Origin of the sequence: Rhodococcus sp. 66b (assembly GCF_002076325.1) — a bacterium.
Taxonomy (GTDB): domain Bacteria; phylum Actinomycetota; class Actinomycetes; order Mycobacteriales; family Mycobacteriaceae; genus Rhodococcus_F; species Rhodococcus_F erythropolis.
On record NZ_MUZB01000006.1, the window covers coordinates 56731 to 75540 of the forward strand.

At 62.5% G+C, this 18810-nt stretch carries 18 protein-coding genes; 11 read left to right on the plus strand and 7 right to left on the minus strand.

Features of this window, described 5'->3' with window-relative positions; all coding sequences use genetic code 11:
• Positions 1 to 16 precede the first annotated feature (16 nt).
• The 6 genes from B0E55_RS12615 to B0E55_RS12640 all read left to right on the plus strand — a co-directional run bounded on the left by B0E55_RS12615 (position 17) and on the right by B0E55_RS12640 (position 6754).
• Positions 17 to 1210 (plus strand): acyl-CoA dehydrogenase family protein, encoded by a 1194-nt coding sequence (locus B0E55_RS12615; protein ID WP_003943047.1) that lies wholly within the window; start codon positions 17 to 19, stop codon positions 1208 to 1210.
• Complete coding sequence (locus tag B0E55_RS12620) at positions 1207 to 2304, plus strand: acyl-CoA dehydrogenase family protein (protein WP_080909816.1); 1098 nt, start codon at positions 1207 to 1209, stop codon at positions 2302 to 2304. Before B0E55_RS12615 ends, B0E55_RS12620 begins: the two co-directional genes overlap by 4 nt.
• Positions 2305 to 2335: 31 nt before the next feature.
• Entirely contained in the window at positions 2336 to 3319 is a 984-nt protein-coding gene (locus tag B0E55_RS12625; RefSeq protein WP_080909817.1) for an NADPH:quinone oxidoreductase family protein, read from the plus strand.
• Positions 3320 to 3399: 80 nt separating this feature from the next.
• The gene (locus B0E55_RS12630; protein WP_080909818.1) at positions 3400 to 4599 is read left to right on the plus strand and encodes an acetyl-CoA C-acyltransferase; all 1200 of its coding nucleotides are present in this window, start codon (positions 3400 to 3402) and stop codon (positions 4597 to 4599) included.
• The gene (locus tag B0E55_RS12635; protein ID WP_080909819.1) at positions 4596 to 5381 is read left to right on the plus strand and encodes a RhlG family 3-oxoacyl-ACP reductase; all 786 of its coding nucleotides are present in this window, start codon (positions 4596 to 4598) and stop codon (positions 5379 to 5381) included. The genes B0E55_RS12630 and B0E55_RS12635 overlap by 4 nt, the downstream gene beginning before the upstream one ends.
• A 173-nt stretch (positions 5382 to 5554) precedes the next feature.
• A complete protein-coding gene (locus B0E55_RS12640) occupies positions 5555 to 6754 on the plus strand; it encodes a DUF4185 domain-containing protein (RefSeq protein WP_080909820.1) in 1200 nt (399 codons plus the stop codon).
• 6 nt (positions 6755 to 6760) lie between these two features.
• On the opposite strand, the gene B0E55_RS12645 is transcribed toward B0E55_RS12640, so the two are convergent.
• From B0E55_RS12645 to B0E55_RS12670, 6 genes are all read right to left on the minus strand, one after another.
• Positions 6761 to 8800: a YhgE/Pip domain-containing protein gene (locus tag B0E55_RS12645; protein ID WP_080909821.1), complete on the minus strand. Its 2040-nt coding sequence runs from the start codon at positions 8798 to 8800 to the stop codon at positions 6761 to 6763.
• Positions 8801 to 8933: 133 nt separating this feature from the next.
• Positions 8934 to 9530 carry an SRPBCC domain-containing protein gene (locus tag B0E55_RS12650; protein ID WP_021345803.1) on the minus strand — a complete coding sequence of 199 codons (597 nt, stop codon included), beginning with the start codon at positions 9528 to 9530 and terminating at the stop codon, positions 8934 to 8936.
• Positions 9527 to 9904 carry an ArsR/SmtB family transcription factor gene (locus tag B0E55_RS12655; protein ID WP_021345802.1) on the minus strand — a complete coding sequence of 126 codons (378 nt, stop codon included), beginning with the start codon at positions 9902 to 9904 and terminating at the stop codon, positions 9527 to 9529. Before B0E55_RS12655 ends, B0E55_RS12650 begins: the two co-directional genes overlap by 4 nt.
• Before the next feature lie 62 nt (positions 9905 to 9966).
• A complete protein-coding gene (locus B0E55_RS12660; RefSeq protein ID WP_019745689.1) occupies positions 9967 to 10650 on the minus strand; it encodes a GntR family transcriptional regulator in 684 nt (227 codons plus the stop codon).
• A gap of 36 nt (positions 10651 to 10686) precedes the next feature.
• Positions 10687 to 11463: an aspartate/glutamate racemase family protein gene (locus B0E55_RS12665; protein ID WP_020971074.1), complete on the minus strand. Its 777-nt coding sequence runs from the start codon at positions 11461 to 11463 to the stop codon at positions 10687 to 10689.
• 129 nt (positions 11464 to 11592) lie between these two features.
• Complete coding sequence (locus B0E55_RS12670) at positions 11593 to 12096, minus strand: PASTA domain-containing protein (RefSeq protein WP_080909822.1); 504 nt, start codon at positions 12094 to 12096, stop codon at positions 11593 to 11595.
• A gap of 130 nt (positions 12097 to 12226) precedes the next feature.
• On the opposite strand from B0E55_RS12670, the gene B0E55_RS12675 reads away from it, so the two are divergent.
• The 5 genes from B0E55_RS12675 to B0E55_RS12695 all read left to right on the plus strand — a co-directional run bounded on the left by B0E55_RS12675 (position 12227) and on the right by B0E55_RS12695 (position 17365).
• Entirely contained in the window at positions 12227 to 12931 is a 705-nt protein-coding gene (locus B0E55_RS12675) for a type 1 glutamine amidotransferase (RefSeq protein ID WP_047889009.1), read from the plus strand.
• Between the two features lie 119 nt (positions 12932 to 13050).
• Complete coding sequence (locus tag B0E55_RS12680; protein ID WP_019745686.1) at positions 13051 to 14220, plus strand: DUF4185 domain-containing protein; 1170 nt, start codon at positions 13051 to 13053, stop codon at positions 14218 to 14220.
• Between the two features lie 22 nt (positions 14221 to 14242).
• A complete protein-coding gene (locus B0E55_RS12685; RefSeq protein ID WP_019745685.1) occupies positions 14243 to 15505 on the plus strand; it encodes a helix-turn-helix transcriptional regulator in 1263 nt (420 codons plus the stop codon).
• Between the two features lie 148 nt (positions 15506 to 15653).
• Positions 15654 to 16742, plus strand: coding sequence for an S-(hydroxymethyl)mycothiol dehydrogenase (locus tag B0E55_RS12690; RefSeq protein ID WP_007730860.1), 1089 nt, complete (start codon positions 15654 to 15656; stop codon positions 16740 to 16742).
• Positions 16739 to 17365, plus strand: coding sequence for an MBL fold metallo-hydrolase (locus B0E55_RS12695; RefSeq protein WP_007730862.1), 627 nt, complete (start codon positions 16739 to 16741; stop codon positions 17363 to 17365). The genes B0E55_RS12690 and B0E55_RS12695 overlap by 4 nt, the downstream gene beginning before the upstream one ends.
• A 49-nt stretch (positions 17366 to 17414) precedes the next feature.
• Here the strand turns inward: B0E55_RS12695 and B0E55_RS12700 are convergent, their stop codons facing one another.
• Positions 17415 to 18425 carry a phosphotransferase enzyme family protein gene (locus B0E55_RS12700; RefSeq protein ID WP_080909823.1) on the minus strand — a complete coding sequence of 337 codons (1011 nt, stop codon included), beginning with the start codon at positions 18423 to 18425 and terminating at the stop codon, positions 17415 to 17417.
• Positions 18426 to 18810: the final 385 nt, after the last annotated feature.

Consider the following 18810-nt stretch of genomic DNA (forward strand, 5'->3'; position numbering starts at 1 on the left):
AACCGAAGGAATGGGCATGGCTTTCGACGAAGAGGCAGTATCGCGTGATCTCACCGAAAAGGTGAACACGCTTCTCGCGGAGAACGATCCGAACAGTGTGTCGGTATCGGATTTCCTCGGCGCACGATTCGACGCCGGACTGGCGTGGGTTCATTTCCCCGAAGGTCATGGGGGACTCGGTGTACCGCAGAGCTTTCAGCGTCAGGTGAACGCTCAGCTGGAGGCCGCCGGCGCACCCGGCCCGGCCACCGGCAAGAACGGGATCGGACTCGGCATGGCGGCACCGACCATCGCCGCCTTCGGTACCGAGGAGCAGAAGCAGAAGTTCCTGCGCCCGTTGTGGACTGCGGAGACGGTCTACTGCCAGCTGTTCAGTGAACCGGGCGCAGGGTCGGACCTCGCGGCCGTCGCTACCCGCGCCGTCCGCGACGGCGACGACTGGATAGTCAACGGGCAGAAGGTATGGACGTCGGGCGCGCAGAATGCGCAGCTGGCGATTCTCGTGGCCAGGACCGATCCGTCACGTTCCAAGCATGCGGGTCTGAGCTACTTCATCTGCGACATGACCGACCCGGGCGTCGATGTCCGGCCGCTGCGTCAGATCACCGGCGAGGCCGAATTCAACGAGGTATTCCTCACGGACGTCCGGATTCCGGACGCCAATCGCCTCGGAGCCGAAGGCCAGGGGTGGAAGGTTGCGACCACCACCCTGAACAACGAGCGTGTTGCCATCGGTTCGGGCGCACCGCGTGAGGGAGGCATGATCGGAAAGGTCGCTCAGGCCTGGCGTGACGAGCCCGAGCTGCGTAATCCGGCAATGCACGACGAGTTGATGCGGCTCTGGACCGAATCCGAAGTTGCGCGTCTGACCGGTGAGCGACTGCGCCAGCAGCTCGCCGCCGGCCAGCCCGGCCCCGAAGGCTCGGGAATGAAGCTCGCGTTTGCCGGTTTGGCCCAGCAGATTTCGGGTTTCGACCTCGAGCTGCACGGCGAAGCCGGTCTGCGCTACGACGACTGGACGCTGCGTCGACCGGATTCCGTCGACTTCACCGGGCGTGAACCCGGATACCGGTACCTGCGAGCCAAGGGCAATTCGATCGAGGGCGGAACGTCGGAGATCCTGCGCAACGTCATCGCAGAACGCGTACTCGGGTTGCCGCCCGAGCATCGCGTCGACAAGGACATCGCCTGGAAGGACCTACCCCGATGAGCGCCGATCTGCTGTACTCCGAGACCGAACAAGATCTGCGAGCCAGCGTCAGACGACTGCTGAGCGAGCGGGCCGGCGCCGACACCGTGGTCACGGCGTACGACGACGTATCCGCCGACTTCACCGGGCTGTGGAAGTCGCTGGCGTCGGAACTCGGTATGGCGGGACTGCTGGTACCCGAGGAACTGGGCGGGGCAGGTGCGTCGACGCGTGAGGCGGCGGTCGTGATGGAGGAGATCGGACGTGCGGTCGCTCCCGTTCCGTTCTTCACCAGCGCGGTGCTGGCGACGACGGCGTTGCTGAAGGCCGGCGAGACCGAGGTGCTCGGTCAATTGGCAGCGGGGGATTCGACGGCTGCTCTGGTCGTCCCGTTGTCCACTGCACCAGGAACTTTCACACCTACTGTCAAGGTAACGGCGAGTGGACTCGTCGGCAGCGTCACGACGGTTGCCGGCGTCGCCGAGTCCGATGTTCTTGTTGTTCCGGTTGCCGGTGAGAGCGGCCTGGAGCTGCACACCGTTCGGATCGCCGACGCTACCGTCACGCCGGTTCTGTCCCTGGACATGACGCGCCGATTGGCGGACGTCGAGTTCTCGGGGTCGTCGTCGGTGCGGGTCGACAGCGGCAATGCGGCGCAAGCGGTCGAGGAAGCGTTGCTCTGCGGAAGCGCACTTCTGGCGTCCGAACAGTTCGCTGTAGCTCAGTGGTGCCTCGAAACGACTCTCGCGTATGTGAAGGAGCGCAAGCAGTTCGGCCGGGCGATCGGTTCGTACCAGGCGATCAAGCACCGCCTCGCCGATCTCTGGCTCGAAGTCAGCTCTTCGGGAGCGGCAGCACGATATGCGGCGGACACCTACGCGCGCGGCGACGCCGATGCGGCGATCGCAGCGACGGTGGCCCAGGCATTCTGCAGCGGCGTCGCGGTTCATGCTGCGGAGGAATGCGTCCAACTCCATGGTGGTATCGGAATGACGTGGGAGTATCCGGCGCACCTGTACCTCAAACGGGCGAAGAGCGATCAGCTGTCGCTGGGAACCGCGTATCAGCATCGGGCACGCCTCGCCGAGTTGGTCGACCTCCCGATCTCGTCCTGAAACTCACCCACTATCTGTCTGGAGAATTGCTGTGAAGGCTTGGCGCGTCAACGAACTCGGTCAACCCCGCGATGTACTCGCGTTGGAGGAGACCGCGGATCCCACCCCGAATGCGACGGAGATGTTGGTCAAGGTGATGGCGGCTCCGGCCAACTTCCCCGACGTCCTCATGTGCCGGGGTGAGTACCAGATCAAGCCGCCACTGCCCTTCACACCCGGTGTCGAACTGTGTGGTGAAGTGGTCTCGGTCGGTGAATCGGTGACCAAGTTCGCAGTGGGGGACCGGGTGATCGGTAATCCGAGTCTGCCGTCCGGCGGATTCGCCGAGTACTCGGTACTGGATCAGAACAACACGTTCCCGGCGCCGTCGGCTCTCGACGACGCGGAAGCATCCGCTCTGAGCATCGGCTATCAGACAGCGTGGTTCGCTCTGCATCGCCGCACCCAACTGCTCGAGGGTGAGACGTTGTTGGTCCACGCTGCTGCGGGTGGTGTCGGTAGTGCGGCAGTGCAACTCGGCAAGGCGGCAGGCGCCAAGGTCATCGGCGTCGTCGGCGGCCCGGACAAGGCCGAGTACGCGCGCAAGCTCGGCGCAGACCTCGTCGTAGACCGTCACAGTGAAGACTTCGTGGCAGCGGTCAAGGAGTTCACTGGCGGCAAGGGCGCCGACGTGGTCTTCGATCCGGTCGGCGGCGACGCCTACGCGAAGTCCACCAAGTGCATCGCCTTCGAGGGACGGATCGTCATCATCGGCTTCGCTGGTGGCACGATCCCGCAGCCGGCACTCAATCACGCTCTCATCAAGAACTATTCGATCATCGGACTGCACTGGGGGCTGTACAAGGCCTACAACCAGCAGGCCATCGACGACTGCCACGTCGAGCTCACCAGGCTCGCCGATGCCGGCTTGGTCAAACCACTGATCAGTGAGCGGTTGTCGTTGACGGACGTTGCCGACGGTATCGGTCGCCTCGGCGACGGCACCACTGTCGGTCGCGTCGTGTTCCAGCCCTGATTCTTTGCTGTGCGCCTTTATTAACCCCCGGCGGTTAATAAAGGCGCACAGCACTTCGTGTTCGACGAAAGGTTTCCCCGATGAGGCAAGCTGTCATCGTTTCCACCGCCCGTACCCCGATCGGTAAGGCGTACCGCGGCGCGTTCAACAACACTCAGGCTCAAGAGCTTGCTGCACATGCCATTTCGAATGCAGTTCAGCGCGCGGGCCTCGAGGGCGGCGAGGTTGAGGACGTCATCCTCGGCGCTGCGCTGCAGCAGGGATCTTCCGGCGGCAACGTCGCACGGCAAGCGGTGCTGCGGGCCGGGCTTCCGGACTCGGTTTCCGGAATGACGATCGATCGTCAGTGCTCGTCCGGGCTCATGGCCATCGCGACCGCAGCAAAGCAGATCGTGGACGACGGAATGCAGATCGCGGTCGGCGGCGGAGTCGAATCGATCTCGTTGGTCCAGAACGATCACATGAACAACTTCCGCGCGGCTGATCCGTGGCTGAAGGAAAACAAGCCGTCGATTTACATGCCGATGCTGCACACGGCCGAGATCGTCGCCGAGCGCTACGGAGTGACCCGCGAGCAGCAGGACGAGTTCGCGCTCGTCTCGCAGCAGCGGACCGCAGCAGCTCAGAACGCAGGTCGGTTCGATCTCGAGATCGTCCCGCTGCCCTCGATCAAGCAAGTGCAGGACAAAGAGACGGGTGAGATCCGCAGCGAGTCCGTGACGCTGACCCGGGACGAAGGCAACCGCGCTTCCACCACATTGGAAGGGCTGTCGAGTTTGCGACCGGTTCTGGCCGACGGGACTGTCAGTGCGCATTCCTCCATCACTGCGGGCAACTCGTCTCAGCTCTCGGACGGTGCCTCCGCTTCGGTGCTAATGGAGGCAGGCGAGGCGGAACGCCGCGGGTTGGCTCCTCTCGGTATCTACCGTGGGATGGCTGTCGCGGGTTGTGCTCCCGACGAGATGGGCATCGGACCGGTGTTCGCGATTCCGCGTCTGCTGGATCTTCACGGACTGAAGGTCGACGACATCGATCTCTGGGAACTCAACGAGGCCTTCGCCTCTCAGGCCCTGTACTGCCGCGACAAGCTCGGGATCGATCCCGAGAAGTACAACGTCGACGGCGGCGGTATCTCCGTCGGCCATCCGTACGGAATGACGGGTGCTCGTCTGGTCGGCCATGCTCTTCTGGAAGGAAAACGGCGCGGAGCCAAGCTCGTGGTGGTGACCATGTGCATCGGCGGCGGCATGGGTGCTGCCGGGCTTTTCGAGGTCGCATGAGCTTGATCGAGGGACTGTTCGACGTCAGTGGCAAGACCGTTGTGGTCACCGGTGGATCACGCGGCATCGGATACATGATCGCTCGTGGATTTGTCGAAGGCGGAGCGACGGTCGTCATTTCGGCCCGAAAAGCCGAAGCCTGTGACGAAGCCGCGCGAAAGCTTTCGGAGTTCGGCACCTGCATCTCGCATCCGGCCGATCTGTCCACGGACGAGGGGATCGAGAGCCTCGCTGCGAAGGTCGCCGAGATTTCGCCGACGCTCGACGTACTGGTCAACAACGCCGGTGCCACGTGGGGAGCTCCCGTCGACGATTTTCCGGCTGCCGGCTTCGACAAGATTTTCGACATCAATGTCAAGGCAATCTTCCTCTTGACGCAGAAGCTGTTGCCGCAGTTGCGTTCTGCAGCCACTGCGGAAGATCCCGCGCGCGTGATCAATATCGGATCGATCGACGGACTCGTGGTGTCGGGTTCGGAGAACTTCTCGTACGGAGCCAGTAAGGCTGCGGTGCACATGTTGACGCGCAAGCTCGCGGCAACGCTTGCGGGGGAACAGATCACGGTCAATGCCATTGCGCCGGGCCCGTTCCCGTCGAAGATGATGGCATTCCTCCTCGAGGACGAGCAAAGTGCAAAGGCTGTGGCGGACTCGGTCCCGTTGGGCAGGGTCGGAACTCCCCAGGATGCTGCAGGTCTTGCCATTTTCCTGGCTTCACGTGCCGGGGCTTATCTGACCGGCGCGGTGATTCCACTCGACGGCGGTGCGAGCGGAGCGCGCTGACCTACTGACTGATCTTCTCTGTCCGAAAAGGCCTGAAAGTCTGAACTACTATGACTTTCAGGCCTTTTCGCGTCTTTGTCTGATTGGGTTATCTGTGACTGCAGTTGCTAGATTGTCCGAGGTTCGGGGGGAACGACGACGACAACACCAACAATCCCGGCCATGGGGGAGTCATGTTTCGCGCGGGGAGATCGTTGGGGGTGTTCGGGGTAGTTGCTGCTCTGGCAGCTGCTGCCGTCACGGCGGTGGCTTCGCCGGCGATGGCTGCGCCGGGATGCGTCGGAGTCAGTGGCGTCGGTAGTAGTGGAGGTCCGGCCAATGCGGCGCCGTGGCTCAACGGCAACACCGGAGGGTTGCCAGGTCTGTCCGGTCGTACTACCGCGATCGAAAAGATCACCGGCACATACAGTCCCAACAAGACGGTTGATCGCTTCAATGTCCTGGGAACCGACCTGGGCATCATGTGGGACAACGGTGCGGGGCAGATTCTGACCGCTTTCGGCGATACCACCGGGCTCAGTCGTAACCCCACCTGCGACGGTTTGGTGGGCGAGTGGCGAAGTAATGTGCTCTTCCGCAGCTCGGATCGGGTACTCGCCGACGGGATGCGCATCGACAGCGCGCCGAAGGACGGTACCGGTCAGGCGCGTGAGATCATCTCCGGTCTGAAGATTCCGGGCGTCGAGGCTTCCAGTATCCCCACGAGCGGCATAGCAGTGAACGGTGTGCAGTATCTGAGCTACATGTCGGTGCGCAACTGGGGCGAGGCCGGGCAGTGGAGTACAAACTACTCACAGATTGCCACCTCCTCGGACAACGGCGAGACGTGGACCATGCGTCCGGAGACGCTGCGCCCCAATATCGGTGGGGTTCTTCCCGCGGGTGTCGCCCCCGTCGCCGGTAGCGAGAACTTTCAGATGAGCTCGATGGTGAAGGACGGCGGGTTGGTCTACAACTACGGAACCCCCGCGGGACGATCCGGCGAGGTTCGACTTTCTCGCGTGCCCGAGGGGGCGATCCTCGATCTTTCCGCCTACGAGTACTGGAACGGAAACGGCTGGATCCGTGCCGATCCCGCTGCGGCCGTACCCGTCATGGACGGCCGCATCGGGGAGATCTCCGTTCAGTACAACGAGTTCCTCGGCAAGTTCGTGGCGATGTACGCCGACGCGTTCAGTTCGATCGTGATGCGAACCGCTCCCAGTCCGGTCGGTCCGTGGACGGCACCGGAAACATTGGTCAATCTGGTCGAGGTTCCCGGTATCTACGCTGCATACATCCACCCGTGGTCCAGTGGTTCGGATCTGTACTTCCTTGCCACCACGTGGGCCGACTACAACGTCATGTTGATGCGTACGACGCTCGTTCGCTGATCCGGCTCACGCTTGCGTTTGCTGGAGGTACACGATCTCCTCGGTGATCGGCGCGTCGTCATCGGCGTCGGTCGGCGGTTCTTGTCGGCGGCGCCACCAGATGGTGAACAGGACGGCTCCGATCACCAAGGCAGCCAGAGCGATTACCGCCACCCAGAATCTCGGGCCGTAGTATCCGACAAGGACCATGCGCATGGCGTTGCGCGCCCACGTGAGTGGCATCAGGGCGTGCAGCCACTGCAGAACCGTCGGCATCTGTTCGATGGGGTACACCGCGCCGAAGGCGAAGATCTGAATCATCAAGGCGCCCAAAGCGATGAAGGTTCCGTTGACGGCTCCGAACACAACGGTGAAGAGCCTGCCCGAGCTGACCGCGGCGGCACCCACCAGGATCATCACTGCGATCATCGCCAGAACACTAGGTGGTTCGACGTTTGCCACGGTCAGTGACACCACCGACAACACGAGCGCCGCGACCAAGGTGACCAGGGCGGGAATGCGGTAGCGGCGCAGCCCCTCACGCACCACGCTGGTGTGCGAGTTCAGTGAACGTCCGCGTCGTGGACGGACGACGAACCACGTGAGAATTCCGCACAGGAACAGTGCCACCGAGATTACGGCAGGGACGGCTCCCGGTCCGAAACCGGCTGCGGGATAGTTGTTCCGCGCGTCGACGGCAACCGGGGACGAGAGCAGATTGGCTGTGGTGGCGCGTTCGTCGTCCGAGAACTGCGGCACCTGGGCGGCGCCGTCGGACAAACCGGTGGCGAGTTCTGCGCTGCCCGCGTCGAGCTCGCCGACGCCGGCCGATAGCTGCCCGAGACCGTCACGGAGCGCAATACTTCCGGTGTCCAACTGCCCGAGGCCGGTGGAGAGTTCCAGTGCGCCGGTAGAGAGTTGGCCTGCGCCGTCGGACAGTTGGCCTAGTCCCGTGTTGAGTTCACCTGCACCGGCCGCCGCGGCAAGAAGCCCGCCACGGTAGTCGCTGCTCGGATCGGTGAGTTGGCGCGAGATCTCCCGCGCACCGTCGCGAAGCTGGCCGAGCTGACCGATCACGTCGTCGTCCGACGGTTGTGCAGTCAGGGAAGCCCGCAGTCCATCCAGGGCTTCGACGAGTCCGGCGGAGACCGGATCAGCCGAGTTTCGAAGCATCGACGTGAGGGCGTCGATCTGACCGACGACGGCGTCCGAGGACCCCGCGAGGTCGAGTACCGGGGTGGTGACCATGTCGACCACTTCGCTGATCTGAAGGGCTCCTGCGCCGAGTTCGTCGGTTCCCCCGACCAACTGGTTGAGTCCGCTGCTCAGCTCGCCCGAGCCTGCAGCAGCTTCGTTCGCTCCAGCAGCCAGCTCGCCGGCTCCGGCGGCCAGCTCCTTGCCGCCTTGATTCGCTTCACCCATGCCGGTGGCGAGTTCCTTGCTTCCGGCGTAGAGCTCGTTGGTTCCGGCGAGTGCTTCGGAGGATCCGTCGGAGAGTTGTTGCGCGCCAGCGGCTGCTTCACCGAATCCTGTTCCGAGTTCACCCAACCCGACCAGCACCTGGTCGATGGACTGCTCGCCGATCGACTCGGAGACCGCCGAGCGCACCTGAGCGATGATGCTTTCACCGACCGGGCCGGCGACCAGACTGTTGTAATCGTTGTACAAGACGTCGAGTTCGGCCTTGCGGCCCGAACCCGATGCGGCACTGGCCACGTCTGCGCTGAAAGTCTTGGGAATGACGACCGAGAAGTAGTAGGTGCCGTCGTTGACGCCGTCGGCGGCTTCCTGTTCCGAGACGACCTTCCATGCAACGTCTCCGCTCTCGACGAGCGCGGCAACAACTTCATCGCCGGCTTGCAGACGTGTTCCGTCGAGTTCTGTGCCGGCATCGGCGTTGACGATGGCGACGGGCAAGCGGTTGACCGTGTCGCCCGGATCCCACAGTGCCCACATGTAGAACGCCGCAATCGACAGCGGTGCGATGACGAGGACAGCGAGAACTGTCCGGATGATGTGCGTGCGTCGCGTCGTGGCCGCGTTGTCGACTACGGGTTGTGGCGCCATGTGGAGCTCTCTTCTCGTGGACCGAAGCAGGTGTGGCACGAAAGGAAGCCACCAAAACTGCTGGACATACGTCCAGCTCGGTCACGATACAAAGCAAACGGCCATCTTGTGACCGTTTTCGAAGAATTGGGCGTTATCGGCCGCCGTGCTCTGCCTCGATCTTTGCCCACTCCCACCCTCGGAAGTTGGCCAGACGAAGCTCCTCTGCTTCGTCGAAGGTGTACCACTCGGTGCTCGGCGCATCAGGGAGAGTGCCGCGCAAGTATTCGCCCAGGTAGTGAAGTGGGCCTTCCCAGCCGGTTCCGACGCCGTAGCAGCCGGTGTCAGGGTCGTTGCGGAAGACATCGGCGACGGAGGCGTGCTCCAACTCGAGCCAGGTGGCGTCGGGGCCGTCTGCAGTCAGCCTGATCTCGACCTGATCGCTGTATCCGCGATCGCCGGGCGGTGTCCACTGCAGTCGCAGCAGGCGTGGGGCGTCGCAGGCCAGGATCTCGCCACTTGCCTGGCCTTCGAAGGCGTACGAGCCGCCCACCTGGAAGTCTCCGCTCACCGGAAGGAAGAAACGGTTGATGCGGTCAGGGGTCGTGATGGCGTCCCAGACGTCGTCGACCGACGCGTTGTAGCGGCGCTTGAGTACGGCAGTTCGAGCCGCACCTTCTGCGATGTCGCGGTTGCCCATGCTCCGCTCCACCGCGGTGAGGCTGGTGTCCTGGTTCGCGATCTCGGTCATTGTGAGTCTCCTTCGTCGGAAGAATTCGATTGTGAAGATCTGCTCCGCTCGGAGCCGCGTCGTTTCCCTCGTGCGAGTTCTGTGGCCAATGCGTCGAGAGGACCGCTCCAGAACTGCCGGAATCCGTCGAGCCAATGGTCCACTTCTTGCAATGGCGCGGGCTCGACGGCATAGAGACGCCTGGTGCCTTCGCTGCGGACTGTGGCGAATCCGTTTTCTCGGAGCACTCGCAGGTGCCCGGACGCGGTCGGTTGCGAGATTCCGAACTCCGCTGCCACGACTTCGGCGATCTGACCCGCCGAGCGCTCGCCGCTGGACAGGATCTCCATGATTCTTCGCCGAACTGGGTCTCCGAGAACGTCGAACGCATGCACCAGTCATTTATATCGGCAATGGCCAATATAGGCAAGCGCCGAAACTTGTATTCGGGCGTCGGTCAGTCCGAGAGCGCGAACTCGTCGGCGTCGAAGAGTTCACCGATCAGCCCGCCGAGATGGCGTCGATGTTCGGCCGACAGTGTCGCTGCCGCCTCGGCATCGTGGTCTGCGCACAGCTCGATCAGCTTGTTGTGATGGTCGACGGAGTCCTGGCTGCCGAGAAGGCTCGAGAACTTGCGGTAGTAGATGCGGTGAATTTGTGGGTGAACCTGGTGAATCAGCTTCTTCAACAGCGGATTTGCCGCAGCGTCGATGATGACGCTGTGTAGGCGATCGTCCGCGGTCAGCGCTCGGCCTATGTCGTTTCGCTTGACGGCAGCGGCGAAGTCTTTGTTGGCGGAGCGCATCGCCCCGATCATCTCGTCGGTGAGGTTCGGTACAGCGGTGACGACGGCCAGTTGGTCGAGAGCTTCGATGACTGCGAGTGTTGCCTCGACGTCGCCGCGGTCGAGGGTGGTGATGCGCGTGTACGCACCGGGCTTCGCTTCCACGAGTCCGGTGTCGACCAGCCTTGCGAGCGCTTCGCGGACCGGAGTTCTGCTCAATCCCAGATACTCGGCGAGTTCGCTGTCCTTGATCTTCGAGCCCGGCGCCAGTTCACCGGTGACGATCGCTTCGCGAATGCGTTCGAGAGCGATGTCGCTCATTCGTGCTCGCTCAACCGGTTTACCGCCACGCAACATACTGGATATCGTACTCTGCACGTTGCTTGTCGCAGGTCAGCCCAGGTCGGCCAACGACGCGTGTTTCCGGGCATCCGCAACGCGTAGGAGCAGCGCGCGGGCGAGAATTGTTGCCGGATCGATGATCTGACAGGTTGTGGCGTCGGCGGGCAGTCCGAGCGGAATCTCGGTGCATCCGGCCACGACGACCTGCGCGCCCGATTCGACGAGAAGATCGGCGGCCCTGACGAGTTTGTCGGTGGTCTCGTCTCCGACGTTGCCACTCTTGATTGCTCGGATCGCCGGCATCACCAGTTCGTCCTGGATCGCAGGTCCTGGCACCAGGACGTCAATCGAGTATTCCGACAGCCATTGTTGATACAACCCGGTGCGAACCGTCCCCGTGGTGGCCAACAGTCCGACGGATGTGACGGCGGGTGAGAGCGTCCGGATGTGCCGAGCAACTTCGTCGATCATGTGGACGACGGGAAGTCCCAGTTGGGATGAGATGGCGGGCAGGAAGGCGTGGGCGGTATTGCATGGGATGGCGAGCGTCGTTGCGCCCGACTCTCGGAGGACGCGCGCACCTCGGAGCAGCCAGGGGGTGGGGTCCGGGCCGTCCTCGGTGAGTGCCAATGTCCGGTCGGGAACCGTGGGATCGGCCCAGATGACAACTTTGGGGTGCTCCTGATCCGTCGAACCTGGCGTCAGGGCAACGAGTTTGGAGTAGAAGTCCGCAGTAGCGGCCGGCCCCATGCCTCCGAGTATTCCGATGACGGGTTCGCTCATGCCCGCCGGAGAGTTGGCGCTCTGCCGTATTCGTTGCACCTTCATGTTGCAATCCAACCTTTCGCATCCAATATATTGGATACTGGTAATGTTGACTACAGTGAAGGAGGTTGAAGGTAGTTGTCAAGTAGGGCGCGGCGTTCCCGGAATTGCGAAGTTCGAGATCTCGCTCGATCAACAGGGGTTGGGTTCGCCGATCTTGACGGCTGAGAGCACGGCTTCGATTTCCCCGAAAGGGCTTCCGGCAGAAGGTGTCTGATCGACAACAATCCAGTTGGAATCGACCAGTTGGCGTCGACCCGCGCCAGTTGCGTCAGCACTTCTGGAGAAGAAGACTCCGGCCGATTGAATGGTGTCCTGCGCGTCTTGAAGATTCATACACACGACATTGGGCATGATCGCAGGAGTTGCAGCGGGCGTCACTTCTGCGGTGACTGGGGTGGTGGCCAGTGGAGTATTCGTCGGACCGGCCACCGAGGTGGTAAATGGAGCCTTAGTCGTCGTGGGTTGAGTTGTCGAGGTTGCAGTGGTGGTCGCGGTGGATGTTGATTCGGCCTCGCTGTCGGTGCTTGTCCCTGAGCATGCGGCAAGAGACGCCAAGGCGAATGCGCTGAGTCCGATGCGAACGGCAGTTGAGGACGGGCGAATCGATGTCGAAAAGAGTTGTGGTGCGCGCACAGACGTTCCTTGTCGGTAAAGGGGCGATGAAAAGGGGAGATTCGAGTCAGAGCACATCCGACGCCGTCGATGTGCCTTATGTCGAATAGAACCATAGGCTTTCGGCACCGGATTCGAGAGGAATTGCCTAATGCATTTTCTGGAACTACGACACGCGCAGTGTGAACCCCCAGCGGCGTATTCGCCTGTCCTGGAGAGCTACGGAGATGTGCAGACCGTTCTTCTGGGAACCGACCCGCTTCCCGCCCATCGACGGTTCGACGCCGTGATCGTGATGGGCGGGCCGATGGGCGTCGGCGATCAGGGCGAGGTCGAGTGGTTGGCATCCGAGATCGAATACATTCGCGATCTGGTCGAGAACGATGTCCCGGTGTGGGGAGTGTGTCTGGGTTCGCAGTTGCTCGCCGCGGCGCTGGGTGCTCGCGTCTACACGGGCGCTGTGCCCGAAGTCGGAGTTGAGGAGATCACCTTGACTGTCGAGGGCCGGCAAGATCCCGTGTGGGGAGATCTGCCCTCCACATTTCCTGCAATGCAATGGCATTCGGATACCTTCGACATTCCGAACGGCGCGGTGCGGCTCGCTGGTTCTGCCAAGTATCCGAATCAACTCTTCCGATACAAGCAGAGTTACGCCGTTCAGTTTCACCTCGAAGCGTCCTCCGAGGTGGCGCGCGAATGGATGGAACTGGCCGAGTACCGCGACTCGCTGCATGCTTCGCTGGGAGCGGACGGTCCGCGCGTCTTCATGCAGCAGTTGGGTGCTGCCGAGTCTCAGGGGCTCGAGATTGCCGCAGCGGTGATGGAGAAGTGGTTGAAATCGATCTCTCTTGAATAAGGCCGTTTTGTCCTGATTGACCGATTTACCTGTTACCTTGTGTTGTCGTGGGTGGATGAACCGATCCGGTCGAGCAAGACACCTCGTAGAGTCCGGATCTCCCCCGCGAAAGGGGAGCGATGCGCCGGATACGGAAGATATCGACAGCTGCAGTGACGTGTGTACTCGCGTCGACCGCGGTCTTGGGGGCGACCCAGGCTCATGCATCCCCGTGGGATTGCAACGTCACCGGCAGCTTGGATCAATCAGGTGGGCCGACCAATCCGATTCCCTGGCTCAACGGAACGGACGGGAAACTTCCGGAACTGCAGGGCCGCACCTCGGCGGTCGAGTACATCACCGGCGCGCTCAGCCCCAACCAAACCGTCGAGCGTTTCAATGTTCTCGGCACGGATCTCGGCATCATGTGGGACAACGGCGCAGGTCAGGTCCTGACAGCCTTCGGTGACACTGTCGGAATCGGATCTGACCCCCTGTGCTCCGGGGTGGTCGGTGACTGGCGCAGCAACGTCCTGTTCCGTAGCTCGGACGGAAATCTGTCCGACGGCATGAACATCGACTCCTCACCGACCGACCGGCCGAATCACTCACGCGAGATCATCGGAAGTCTGAAAGTCACCGGCGTCGAAACCAGCAGCATTCCGACGACGGGTATCTCGGTTGGCGGCGTTCAGTACGTCAACTACATGTCGATTCGTTCGTGGGGAGGGTCGGGCGAGTGGGTCACCAACTTCTCGCAGATCGCGTCCTCGCACGACAACGGTGAGACCTGGCAGGTCGAACCGGCCTCGTCCCGGCCCAATCTGCCGTTGACGGGTAACGACAACTTCCAGATGGGTTCCTTCGTCAAAGACGGTGGTTACGTCTACAACTTCGGTACCCCCGCGGGACGTTTCGGCGAGGGGCGCCTCTCGCGGGTCAAGGAAGCCTCCATCGCGGACGTCGCGGCGTACGAATACTGGGACGGAAAAGCATGGGTCCCCAACAATCCCGCTGCCGCTGCAGTAGTTCTCGACGGGGATGTCAGCGAACTGTCGGTGCAGTACAACGACTATCTCGGCAAGTTCGTCGCGATGTACTCCAACGAGTGGGGAGCGCTGGTGCTGCGGACGGCGTCGGACCTGACCGGCCCGTGGAGTGCGCCCGACGTAGTGATCGGCACCGACGAGGTTCCGGGACTCTACGGCGCGTACATGCACCCCTGGTCACAGGGGCAGGACCTCTACTTTCTCGCCACCACCTGGTCCGACTACAACGTGATGCTCATGAAGACCACGCTGCACCAGTGAACCGGATGGTTATCGTTGAACGGTGAGCACCACCGACAATGCGCTACTGATCACCGCCCTTCGAGACGTGTTGGTGGGACCACTACCCGAAATCGGCCGACGATTTTCGACGTTGATCGCGGACATGGCGCCGCACACTTCCCTGGTGATCTTCACCCGTGAATGCACCGGTAGGCCGCGCAAGGTCGCCGGGGATCCAGCCGTCGTCGATCGTGTGACCATCGCCGAACTCGACCGTATCCGTACGGATCTCACTGTCGGACAGATCTTTCGGGGAAAATGCGCTGTCGCCGGCCGGGACCGTGAAGTGCTTGCGATGCTTGATCGAACCGATACGCTTCTCGTTTTGACACCGCACCCCGTACCGGTGAAGACAGCATCCCTCGAATTGATCCAGGCACTGTTCGCAGTGACTGCAACCGGAATTCAGCTCCAGGTCCGGAACGCGAGCCCGGCATATCTCGCCGAGTCACGGGCAGCGTCGTCGGAGCGTGCACGCACCGTGGCGGAGATGACGGAGGTGCATGCGGCCACCCTCGAGACGATGCTGGCGACGCTGCGCTCGGCGGATCTCGACGACACACGTGCGCGAACCTCGGCCAGGGAGACTGCGGCCTCGGCTCTGATCGGCCTGCGTTCAGCCGTCGACGTGCACCGCGAATTGGCCGAAGAGTCGACCACCACGGCTTTTGCGCGGATGCGTGGGGAATTGCGTTCGCTGCTCAAGCATCGGGAAATCGCGTTGGAGTTGGTGGAGCCACCCGTCGACGGGCGTGGGTTACCCGGTGAAGTGGCGCACGGCGCGCGCGCGGTCGTCCGCGGCGCGGTCTTGGCGTTGTCGGATCAGCAGATGCTCTCGCGTATCCGGGTGGCCTGGACGCTCGACGCGGCTTCACTCTCGATCGACATTCGCGACGACGGCGGTGGTGAAGCCGACGTGGTTGACGTGGAACGCCAATTACGTTCGAGGGTAGAGACTTTGGGTGGAACCGTCGAATCCGAGTCGACGCCCGGGTGGGGGAACCGGATCAGCGCAACCATCCCGCTCGACGCCCCCGTCGCCCTACCGAACCGCGACGTCCTCACCGAACTGGCTCCGCGGGAGTTCGAGGTACTCGAGCATCTGGTGGCCGGACGGCGCAACAAGGCGATCTCGGAGCGCCTCGGCGTCAGCGAGAGCACAGTCAAGTTTCATGTTGCCGGGGTCCTGCGGAAATTGGGCGTCGAGAGTCGGGGTGCGGCGGCCGCCGCGGGCGCGGAGGCCGGCGTGAAGCCTGCACCCTAGTCCTTTCGGGCAGGTCGGTCAGTCAGTTCGACCAGGGTTGCGGGCACCTGCTTCGGGCTAACCTTTGAACGAGTGCACATATCGCAATGTGAAAACACGGCGCCATGTGACGACACGTCCTCAATCGCACGAAGCCAGGAGCAAAGCCATGCCACAGCAGGTACGCGGCGTCATCGCCCGATCCAAGGGTGCCCCCGTCGAAATCGTCCCCATCACGATTCCCGATCCCGGTGCCAACGAGGTAGTGGTCGCCATTGCAGCGTGCGGTGTGTGCCACACCGACCTGACCTACCGCGACGGCGGAATCAACGACGAGTACCCGTTCCTGCTCGGGCACGAGGCGTCGGGCATCGTCGAGAGCGTCGGCCCCGGTGTCACTCACGTCGAGGTGGGCGACTTCGTCGTCCTCAACTGGCGTGCCGTGTGCGGGCAGTGTCGTGCGTGTAAGCGTGGCCGCCCGCAGTACTGCTTCGACACGTTCAACGCCGAGCAGAAGATGACGCTCGAAGACGGCACCGAACTGACGCCGGCACTCGGCATCGGCGCATTCGCAGACAAGACGCTGGTTCACGAAGGCCAGTGCACCAAGGTCGACGCCTCGGCCGATCCGGCTGTCGTCGGACTGCTCGGTTGCGGTGTCATGGCCGGCATGGGTGCCGCGATGAACACCGGCAACGTCGGACGCGGTGATTCAGTGGCCGTGATCGGGTGTGGCGGCGTCGGCGACGCAGCGATCATGGGTTCACGCCTGGCCGGTGCCAATACCATCATCGCCATCGACCGGGATCCGCGAAAGCTGGAGTGGGCCACGGAACTTGGTGCCACACACACGATCAATGCCACCGAGGTCGACGACGTCGTCGAGGCAGTCCAGGAGCTGACCGGAGGTTTCGGTGCCGACGTGGTTGTCGACGCAGTCGGTCGCCCGGAGACCTGGAAGCAGGCGTTCTACGCCCGCGACCTCGCGGGAACTGTAGTGCTGGTGGGTGTTCCGACGCCGGACATGAAGCTGGAAATGCCGCTGGTGGACTTCTTCTCACGCGGCGGAGCCCTCAAGTCGTCGTGGTACGGCGATTGCCTGCCCGAGCGTGACTTCCCCGTTCTGGTCGACCTGTACCAGCAGGGGCGTCTGCCGCTCGAGAAGTTCGTCAGTGAGCGCATCAAGCTCGACGAGGTGGAGAAGGCATTCGAGACGATGCACCGCGGCGAGGTCCTCCGTTCGGTGGTGGTCCTGTGACATTGCGAGTCGATCGTGTCGTCACCTCGGGCACGTTCAGCCTCGACGGCGGAACGTGGGACGTCGACAACAACATCTGGCTGATCGGTGACGACAACGAAGTGGTGATCGTCGACGCAGCTCACACCGCGCAGCCGATCATCGACGCTGTCGGCGGACGCAAGGTGATCGGAATCGTCTGCACCCACGGTCACAACGATCACGTCACCGTTGCGCCGGAGCTGGCCGAGAAGCTCGACGCTCCGATCTACCTGAACCCGGCCGACGATGTCCTCTGGGAGATGACTCACCCCGGGGTGAAGCATCTGAGCTTGGAAGATGATCAGCGTATTGCTGTGGCGGGCACGGATATTCTGGCCATCCACACACCCGGCCATTCGCCGGGGTCGACGTGCCTCTACCTGCCGGAGGCCGGCGAACTGTTCAGCGGCGACACCTTGTTCTCCGGTGGTCCCGGTGCTACCGGGCGGTCGTACTCCGACTTCCCGACCATCATCGGGTCCATTCGCGACAAGCTGTTCGCGCTCCCCGCCGAGACCAAGGTTCACACCGGTCACGGCGACGGCACGACGATCGGTACCGAGGCGCCGCATCTCGAAGAATGGATCCGCGCCGGATCCTGATGTGATCAGAAGTGAAGTGGGGACGCCGGTACCGGCGTCCCCACTTTTGTCACAACGCTGATGCCCAACCGGCGGTGTCGTTCTCACCCGGGATTGCCATCAGGCCGTGCCACAGTTCGAGGATCTCGAACCATTCTGTCTCGGATCGGCTGAGGGGACGTACAGATTCGTAGCCGGCGCGCAGGCTCTGCCGTACCGCGATCGGTGTCGGTCGCCAATCGGTGAACAGGGTGCCCAGATAGACGCTTGCCTTGGCCAGGTCGCTCACCCGGTGGTCGATCACCACGTCGTCGAAGTCGAGTACTCCGGTGGTCCGAGAGTTTCGAGTCAAGATGTTGGCTGCGCGGAAGTCGTTGTGTACCAGTTGAGTTTGGTCATCGAGCTCGGACGCACGCGCCAGGAGGCCCACGAGCCTACGCGTTGCCTCAGACGCGAACCCGCGGTCGAAATTCTCGAGCCAACCACCGATGCGCTCCTTCAACCCGGTGCTGCGCGACGAGAAAACCGATCCGTCGACATGGGTGGCGCCGAGCGTTCGGTGTATTTCTGCCAGACATGCTCCTGCCGAACGGACCGCCGCGTGGTCCTGTACGTTCAACCAATCTCCCGCCAACTCCGGCAGTACGGTGAATGACACTGCGCACGAAGGAACTTCCAGTGTTTCCCGGACCAGCAGTGTTTCCCGGACCAGCAGTGTTTCCCGGTCCAGCAGTATTTCCCGGTCCAATCCGTTCAGGGATGTGATCGGCGACGGAACGGGCACGCCCTGCGCGGCGAGTGCGCTCAGCAGGCGCGTCGACGCCTCCAGGTTCGCGAAGCGCTCTGTGGCGCGCGACCACTTCACCACCAGCCCACCTCGGTCGCTCGCAACCCACACAATCGCGTTCTGGTCACTGATCGCCATTCGCGAGCACTCGAGGGCCGTCAATCCCCAAGTCTGCTCGAGTACCGCCGAGACCCAATGGGTGGCTGCGCCAAAGCTGTTGAATCCGAATCGCTCCTCCAGAGCGGCTTCCGGCTCCACCGACTCCCAGAGCATGGACAACCCGAGTGGCAACATGCTGTCCGACTCTAGTGCGGTGGAGGATATCTGAGTAACGTGTCGTGCTTTGCCATTCCTGGCTAACGAATAAGTTTGGGGTTCGACGAAAGAGCCTGGCAGATCATACTTTAACACTAGTTTGGCTGGCACTTTCGAATGATCTTTTGTGACTGTAGTCGGTCTGCCTCAAAAAAACTGATATCTGTTCTAGTGCGGCTCTGCGGTGACGAACGGAAAGTGGAATCAGGTTTTGACGAAGTCTTGATTCCATGAAGCCTGTGAACTTCGGGCGTCGTGGTGCGGTGCAATCGACACAGGCTCATGTTGCTGCGAGCTGAGAATCTGACACGGCGAATGGCGCGTGTCGCGGAACGAGAGGTAGGAGCGCACGATGTCAGCTGAC